The organism is Desulfosporosinus sp. Tol-M2 (assembly GCF_059735615.1).
Genome location: NZ_JCAIJG010000061.1, coordinates 18245 through 26438, shown reverse-complemented (window position 1 = coordinate 26438; position 8194 = coordinate 18245). Strand labels below are relative to the sequence as shown.

At 45.5% G+C, this 8194-nt stretch carries 11 protein-coding genes; all 11 read left to right on the top strand.

Features of this window, described 5'->3' with window-relative positions; all coding sequences use genetic code 11:
- Positions 1–143, top strand: a 143-nt coding sequence (locus tag AC6I5A_RS04360) for a GatB/YqeY domain-containing protein (RefSeq protein WP_034612135.1), incomplete at its 5' end; no start/stop codon positions are given.
- 130 nt (positions 144–273) lie between these two features.
- Entirely contained in the window at positions 274–555 is a 282-nt protein-coding gene (locus AC6I5A_RS04355) for a YabP/YqfC family sporulation protein (RefSeq protein WP_034612133.1), read from the top strand.
- Positions 555–1775 carry a sporulation protein YqfD gene (gene yqfD / locus AC6I5A_RS04350; protein ID WP_034612131.1) on the top strand — a complete coding sequence of 407 codons (1221 nt, stop codon included), beginning with the start codon at positions 555–557 and terminating at the stop codon, positions 1773–1775. Before AC6I5A_RS04355 ends, yqfD begins: the two co-directional genes overlap by 1 nt.
- Positions 1776–1845: 70 nt before the next feature.
- Positions 1846–4062: an HDIG domain-containing metalloprotein gene (locus AC6I5A_RS04345; RefSeq protein ID WP_052167897.1), complete on the top strand. Its 2217-nt coding sequence runs from the start codon at positions 1846–1848 to the stop codon at positions 4060–4062.
- 168 nt (positions 4063–4230) lie between these two features.
- Positions 4231–4704 (top strand): rRNA maturation RNase YbeY, encoded by a 474-nt coding sequence (gene ybeY, locus AC6I5A_RS04340; RefSeq protein WP_034612129.1) that lies wholly within the window; start codon positions 4231–4233, stop codon positions 4702–4704.
- Positions 4705–4740: 36 nt separating this feature from the next.
- Positions 4741–5124, top strand: a complete 384-nt coding sequence (locus AC6I5A_RS04335) for a diacylglycerol kinase family protein (protein WP_034612127.1) — start codon at positions 4741–4743, stop codon at positions 5122–5124.
- A 173-nt stretch (positions 5125–5297) separates the two neighbouring features.
- On the top strand, positions 5298–5708 hold the full coding sequence (gene cdd / locus AC6I5A_RS04330) for a cytidine deaminase (RefSeq protein ID WP_034612160.1): 411 nt from the start codon (positions 5298–5300) through the stop codon (positions 5706–5708).
- 208 nt (positions 5709–5916) lie between these two features.
- The gene (locus tag AC6I5A_RS04325; RefSeq protein WP_034612125.1) at positions 5917–6183 is read left to right on the top strand and encodes a type II toxin-antitoxin system Phd/YefM family antitoxin; all 267 of its coding nucleotides are present in this window, start codon (positions 5917–5919) and stop codon (positions 6181–6183) included.
- Entirely contained in the window at positions 6170–6490 is a 321-nt protein-coding gene (locus AC6I5A_RS04320; RefSeq protein ID WP_034612122.1) for a type II toxin-antitoxin system RelE/ParE family toxin, read from the top strand. The genes AC6I5A_RS04325 and AC6I5A_RS04320 overlap by 14 nt, the downstream gene beginning before the upstream one ends.
- 86 nt (positions 6491–6576) lie before the next feature.
- The gene (gene era / locus AC6I5A_RS04315; RefSeq protein WP_034612119.1) at positions 6577–7491 is read left to right on the top strand and encodes a GTPase Era; all 915 of its coding nucleotides are present in this window, start codon (positions 6577–6579) and stop codon (positions 7489–7491) included.
- Between the two features lies 1 nt (position 7492).
- Positions 7493–8128, top strand: coding sequence for a deoxyribose-phosphate aldolase (gene deoC, locus AC6I5A_RS04310; protein WP_034612117.1), 636 nt, complete (start codon positions 7493–7495; stop codon positions 8126–8128).
- Positions 8129–8194: the final 66 nt, after the last annotated feature.

Here is an 8194-nt window from a genome sequence, read left to right as displayed (position 1 = left end):
TCGTACAGGAGACTATCGCCATTGTAGGGGCTCAGGGTCCTAAAGACCTTGGGAAAGTTATGGGTGCATTATCCCCTAAGACAAAAGGCCGTGCAGATGGCAAATATGTCAATTCGATAGTACGGGAAATTCTCGGTGCATAACAAAATGAATGTAAGAAAAGACCCAGTTGCGCAGAGCAGCTGGGTCTTTTTGAAATTAAATAATTAGATAAAAGCTTGGACTATTCTGGCGCTTCCCTTCATAACAATTATGCAGAAGGGAGGTCTTTTGATGTTCAAAAAGCTTCAGACGAGTGTTGGAGAAATTTTGGATTTTCCGCCAGATGTAGCAGGTAAAGGTCCCAAAATTACGATAAGCGGACGACGCCAAATTCTGGTGGAGAATTATGTGAGCATTGTTAATTTTTCTGAAGAAGAAATTCGTTTGGAAACTGCGGAAGGGGAGGTCTGTTTTGGAGGGAAGGGTTTAAGGTTGAAGGTCATCTTATCAACAGAACTTCAAATCGAGGGGGAACTTTCTACCTTATCTTTCGGGGGAGGGGAGATAAAATAATGTTTGAACGTTTGCGGGCATTTTGGCAGGGACGGATCTTCTTTCTCGCGAGAGGAGAGCAGTTAGAAAGTTTCCTAAATCAAATTTTGAAAGATGGTGTGATTGTTTATCATACTCAAAAATCTGAACGCGGAATGCGGGCGCAAATTAAGCTGGCGGATTTTAGGCGCTTGCGGCGGGCAGTACGCCAAACCCATACTCGGATCCATATTATAGCTAAATATGGTTGGCCTTTTATCGCAGTACGTTGGTGGCGGAGAAAGGGCCTTTTAACAGGGATTTGCATAATCGCCTTGATGTTAACTGTTTTGTCCCAACTTGTGCTGTCTATTTCCGTGTTGGGTAATCACAATGTTTTAACCACGGATGTCTTGGAACGGGCCGAAAAACTGGGGCTTAAAACTTGGGTCTATTCGAAAAACCTGGATTTAAACCAGATTGCCAAAGCGCTTCAGGAACAATTACCGGATGCTGCTTGGATCGGAGTTGAACGAAATGGAACTGACGTGTTAATTAAAATATCCGAGAAAACCCGTCCGTCAATACCTGAAGAAGCGGGTAATCTCGTTGCGAGACATGCTGGAATTGTCAAGGAAATCATGGTGATTCAGGGAATTCCTCAGGTTCATGAAGGAGAAACTGTCCGGGCAGGCCAAGTACTGATTACTCAGGCGATAAACCCATACCTTCCAGGTACTCCGGCTGTTCCAAATTCCGAGGTAAATAATCCCCACAGTTCTAAACCAACTTCCCCCGCCTCTATAGCCAGAGGATTTGTCCGTGCACGGGTGTGGTATAGTGCTGAAAAACAAATTCCCTTGGGGGAAGATAAAGTTGAGGAAAGTGGCAGAGTTGCTGTGGGGTGGGGTATAAAAATTGGTTCCCGCGTCATAATGGTAACAATGCAGGATTCGCCGTTTGAGCAAGACAATAAAGAAGTCACGTGTCATTCCCTGAAACCATGGAGGAATTGGCGTTTCCCTGTCGAAGTCATAAGAATGCAATATAAAGAACTCCATAGTGTGCACTATGAGCGCTCTATTGCCGAAGCACGTCAACTGGCAGAAGAAAACGCCCGGACTGAAGTTCGGAAGAAAATGACGCCCGGCGTTATGGTTGTTGTTGAAAATGTGAAGGTTCTTCCCACCAATTCAGGTGCCGAACGGGTTAGAGTAGAGGTGGAAACATACGAGGATTTGGCAGTATACGCAAATCCTTAACGAATCAATGATTCCATCGGCCTTTAAGCGTGTCAATAGAGCCGGGGTACTCGTAAGTAAGGAGGATGGTATGAAGATTATTTGGGTCACAAAGATCCTGGAGAGGCTATCCAACCGTATGGATATTCCTAGCAATTATAATAATTGGCTGAGAGCCATCGTTGGGGTGGTATATTTCCTTTTGTTTACGGTTCTGTTATGCTCAAATTTGTTTGTCGCCAAACTCAATTTGGTAGTGGGGGAACCAAGTCCTCAACTCATCACGGCACCGCGGGACAAGGATATTGAGGATATGGTAGAGTATGCTCAGGAACAGGACGCCGCTGCGAAAGCTGTCCAAGCGGTGTACAAGCCGAACGACGAATATTTGAATCAGCTGACCGAGGATCTGGAAAAAGCGTTCGCTGCCGTGCGGGAAGCCGCTGCCACCACGGGGGATGAGAGTGTGCGCATTGCTAAGCTGCGGCAAACCCAGCCGTTCACTGATTTGGCGAAGGGGATCCTGGTTTCCTTGATAAAGACCTCTCCGGACGTTTTGGCTGCTGCTGAACAAACCGGTGGTAATATTATCTTGAACAGAGCGCGAAATGGGGATACTGGGGCGCGCACGGACTCGGATGTGGCACCGCTCCGTGAGGAAACTAAAGCGGATATTAATAAGTCCGGGCTGCATAATGATGTCATAGTATTCTTAGAGGCCTTCGTGGATCAAAAAGTAACCCGTCCGACCTTGACTGTGGATACGGAAACCACGGAAAAATTACGCGCAGCAGCGCGAACGGTTGTTACAAAGGATGTGCTTCATTACAAGGCGAACCAAAAGATCGTTGGTGCGGGGGAGATTGTTGATGAAAAGGTTTACCAGGTATTGGCTGCCTATGGCCTGATCAATGACAGTAATACCTGGAAGTCAGCTTCCGGAATTGCGCTGATTATCCTTATCGGAATGGGTACAATATGGATATATTTGCTTCAATACAGACGGGACACATTGGCCTTGTTCAATCGGGTTGTTCTGATTGGACTGACCATGTTCCTGGTTCTGGCGATTGGTCGTGGAATGATTTCTTTAAATTTAGGAGGGGCGGAATTTAACTCCTTGTCAGGTATACTCATTCCAGTGGCTTGGGCGACCATGTCGATTGCAATTTTAATTGGCTGGGATGTCGCTTTGCTAGTGACATTTGTCTTAGCAATTTTTGTAGCAATTTTGGTTGACCCTAATCTATCAACCTCGTTTGGTCTTCAAACAGGTCTGGTAGCTTTTTTTGGAGGGCTTGTCGGGGTGTATAGTGTGTCCCATTTAAGCCAGCGTTCTGATTTGGCGCGTGCCGGACTATTTGTGTCCGCTGTTAATGTAGTGATGGTCAGCGCGATAGCATTGACCACAGGAATGCGTTTGACGGTGTGGTTGGTTGGTCTATGCCTGGGAATTGTCAATGGTGTGGCGTCTTCGTTTTTAACGGTGGGAGCTTTGCACTGGTTTGAGTCGGGATTTAAGATTACTTCCTCTGTTAGGCTTTTGGAATTATCCAACCCCAATCGACCGTTGTTGAAGCGCTTATTGATGGAGGCACCTGGGACATATCACCATAGCATTATAGTAGGCAATCTGGCCGAGGCCGCCGCTGAGGCAGTGCATGCCGATGCCACGTTGGTCAGGGTGGGCTCCATGTATCATGATATTGGAAAATTAAAACGCCCTTACTTTTTTATTGAGAATCAATTTACCCAAGATAACCCCCATGATAAAATTGCCCCGACCCTAAGCTCGCTGATTATTACCTCCCACGTCAAGGATGGGCTGGAATTGGCGAAGGAAAATAAACTTCCGCAGCAGATACAAGATATTATTGCTCAGCACCATGGCGACGGATTAGTTAGCTTCTTTTACAATAAGGCCTTTGAGGAAAATGATGAGATTCCGGAGGAAGCCTTTCATTATGAAGGGCCAAAACCCCAGACCAAAGAGGCAGCCCTTGTTGCCTTGGCTGACAATGTGGAAGCGGCGGTACGGTCTATGAAACAGCCCACGCCGGGACGCGTCGAAGGACTTGTTCGGAAGATTATCAAGGACAAGCTTAACGACGGACAACTGAATCAATGTGATTTAACCTTTCAGGACTTAGATCGAATTGCGATGGCCTTTGTGCGGGTCTTAAGCGGGATTTTCCACTCCCGCGTCGAATATCCGGAGTTGCCAGCAGTACGGGAAAATGGAAACAGTTCCGCCCCGAAGAAGCTCGTGGAAGATGTCAGTCAACAGACCAAAAATGAAAGAGGATAAGTGGGGGTGGGTTCTTCGTAACTTCAGGTGGGGTAGAGTCCTCATCTAAAGCCTCGATGTTCAGCTTTAGCGTAAGCGAGTTCACTGACGAAATTAAAGTTTGACGTTTGAAGGGAGGAAAGGGCAGCCTGCATACTGATTTACGGGGATAAGGTTTGCCCAAAATAGGTGATCCTGGATATTGCCTGGGAAGAAGAGTCTATTTTGCCTGAACGGCGTAAACAGCTCGCCGCAATGTTAAATCAGGCTATTGAAGAGGGGATTCGCCGGTCCGGTAGGTCGGATGAGGCCGAAGTTAGCCTGATGCTGGTTAATGATCAACGCATCCACGCTTTAAATTTGGAGTATCGAGGGGTGGATCGCCCAACGGATGTTCTTTCGTTTGCCTTACAAGAGGAAATGGAGGAGGAACCGGATTCGGACTTTGCAGACGGGATGCTTGGGGACATCGTAATTTCCGTTCCACGGGCAAGGGCTCAAGCAGAGGAATACGGCCATTCCTTCGAACGGGAACTGGTTTACCTTGCTGTTCATGGGACGCTCCATTTATTAGGCTATGATCATGAAGAAGAGACGGCTAAACTGGAAATGCGCCGCAAAGAAGAAGAAGTGATGGCGCTGCTTAAGTTAGAGAGAGCATAAAGCTATACAAATCTATATAACCATACGGAGGGGCGAATGGGGAAATATCATAAACCGGGATCTTGGCGCAGCCTCAATCAGGCTTGGCGAGGATTACTATATGCCTGGAGAACACAGGGACACATCAAGTTTCATATTGTCGCGGGAATTAGTGTCTTGTGCTTTGCCTGGTGGTGGGAGGTTTCAACTTTTGAATGGATGATGCTCATTATTGCGATTGGCTGTGTTATCGCTGCAGAAGTTATGAATACCGCACTTGAAATTGTGGTGGATATGATTCAGCCAAACTTTCACCCTCTCGCCGGTATAGCTAAGGACGTGGCGGCAGGCGCCGTTTTAGTGACCACGATCCAAGCCATTGCAATTGGTTTGATTGTCTTTTTCCCACGATTGTTTTGCTTAGCGAGCAAGATCCTATAAGACGCCTCGCCGGAAATTCTCCTATTCCGACAAGTGTCAAAATTTATTATTATAATACCTTTAAAATTCAGCGGGGGGGGGTAGAGACCTCCCAATTATCAAGCGGAGCGAGTTTGCCGCTATCGATAGGTAGGAGTTTGAGCTTGAAGATGAATCAATCCCAAATAACAGGAATGTTAATTGACCTTGAACCTGAATTAAGGCTGGAACTTATCCATCAGGCTCAATCAGCCTATCGCCAGGCTTATGTACCGTATTCCCATTATCCTGTTGGCTCGGCCGTGCTTTCTTCCTCCGGGAAAATTTATAGCGGGTGTAACGTCGAGAATGCGAGTTACGGTTTAACCGTTTGCGCAGAGCGAAATGCTATTTTCCATGCCGTAGCTCAGGGAGAACGGGAATTAAATGGAATTGCTATTGCAGTACCGACCGATGGTTTTCCTTCCCCTTGCGGGGCATGTCGCCAAGTGATCCGGGAGTTTGCCGTGGACTGCCCGGTAATTTTAATTAACGGCTCAGGTCAGACGCGATTGACGAGTTTGAAGGTGTTGCTGCCGGAGTCGTTTGGACCAGAATATCTTTAGGCTCCGTACTAGCTGGGACTTGTGTGACACAACGCTCGGTCCATACGACGCGGAGTAAACCAGCCATGTAATTACTTGTCTCAGGGGAACGGGGTCCTGGCGATATTACAGAGGAACTATAAATATTTACGATTAATGTGATAGTCAATATTGAGGGTTGCGCATTATTATGTCATAATAATGTCATAATAAGTGAGAGGTGATTACTTTGCCACAAATAAGACCAATATCAGATTTGAGAAATACAAATGAAATTTCAGAAGCGTGCCATAAATATGACGAACCGATTTTTGTTACCAAAAACGGGTATGGTGATTTGGTTATCATGAGTATTGATACTTATGAACGTCAGCTTGCCCTTGTTGATGTTTATAAAAAGCTTGCTGAGGCAGAAACACAGCTTGCCCAAGGTATCCCCCTTTTGGATGGAGAAGAGGTATTTAAAAAGCTGAGGGATAAATATGTCGCAAAATAGTTATAGCTTGAAGTTTACTCCAAAAGCAAGTGAGGATTTAGAACAAATTTATAGTTATATCTCTGGAAGGCTTTTTGCTGAGATTGCTGCGGATAATATGCTCGCAAAAATAGAAAGCACCATGATGCGATTAATAGATTTTCTCTATTCTTGCAATTTTGTTTTGGATGAGCCTCTAAAGAGCAGAGGATATCGTAAGCTGGTAGTAGATAGTTATATAGCCTTTTATCTGGTTGATGAAATTGAAAAACAGGTTGTTATTATGCGTATTCTCTATAGTGCTCAAAGCTATCAAAATTTACTTTGAAGTACCATTTATTTATATTTGCATTGAATAGATAACTTAAGGTTATGGTAAGAATAAAGTATTTAGGATAGGAAGTGACTTCAGCGTTGGTTTCGACATCAGCAAAAGAATTCCGTTCTGGTTTTGTATCCGTAATTGGCAGGCCTAATGCAGGGAAATCGACCTTGCTTAATCATTTAATTGGACAAAAAGTACTGATCATGTCAGATAAACCCCAGACCACCCGAAATCGTATCCAGTGTATTCTGACGGAGGAGCGGGGACAAATTGTCTTTCTGGATACTCCAGGAATTCATAAACCCAAACATAAGTTAGGGGAATATATGGTCGGGAAAGCCAGGGAATCAATGCGCGACGTGGACCTTATCCTTTATATCGTGGATCTTTCCGCCGAATATGGTCCGGGCGAAGAGTATATTATCGAGATGCTTAAGCAAACGAAGACCCCGTGTGTACTCGTCTTAAATAAAGTTGATTTACTAGCGACGAAGGAACTATTGATGCGTAAAATTCAGCAGTTTGCCGTTCTTGTCGATTTTGCGGCGGTTGTTCCTATTTCAGCAATAACAGGGGAAAATTCGGATGAACTGTTAAATGTGATTTTTGCCCAACTCTCTCCGGGGCCCATGTATTATCCAGAAGATGAAGTGACCGATCAGCCGGAAAGATTTATTATGGCGGAACTGGTGCGCGAAAAAGTGCTCCAGCTGACTCATGCTGAAATTCCTCATTCGATTGCCGTTGTGATCGAAGAAGTAGAAGAAAAAAAGACCCTTGTCAAAGTGAGAGCCTTGATTGTGGTTGAGCGTGAATCTCAAAAAGGGATTGTTATCGGGGCAGGTGGCAGACAGCTCAAAGAGATCAGCAGCTTGGCTCGTCTGGACATTGAGGCGTTGTTAGGCAGCAAGGTGTTTTTGGAAGTTTGGGTCAAAGTCAAAAAAGATTGGCGTAATCGTCCGGATAGCTTACGCAATTATGGGTATGGAGAGGAACGAAAGTAAAATGAATCTGGCAGGAATAACTGAGCATACGTTATTAAAACCTCAAGCCGCAGAAAAAGACATCGTAGCACTTTGTCATGAGGCTCAACAGCATAAGTTGGCAATGGTTTGTATCAACCCGACGTATGTGCAAATGGCGGCAAAGCTCTTATACGGCACAGGAATTGGCGTTGCAGCTGTAGTGGGTTTTCCGTTAGGTGCAACATTTACGGAAGCTAAGGTTCAAGAGGTCTTCATGGTTAAAGCGCATGGCGCTAAAGAAGTGGATATGGTTATGAATATTGGCTGGGCAAAATCCGGAAATTGGGAGGCCGTAGAGCAGGATATTGTTCGGGTAGTCGAAGCAGCGCATGGCTGCGGCTTATTAATAAAAGTCATTATCGAAACTTGTTTGTTGACGGAAGATGAGAAAAAAACGGTAGCTGAGCTTGTCAAACGCGCGGGAGCGGATTACATTAAGACCTCGACCGGCTTTGCCGGAGGCGGAGCTACCGTGGAAGATGTGCGTAATCTTAAAGCGTGGGTCGGGGAGGGTGTTAAGGTCAAAGCGTCGGGAGGAATCAGGACCAGGGAGTTTGCACTTAAACTGGTTGAAGCTGGAGCGGAACGCCTTGGGACGAGCGCTATACTTAGCTAAGAACGTTTAGATCTATTTAAGGTTCTTGATATATACTTTTCAGCATGTCTATTGAATGTTCAAAGC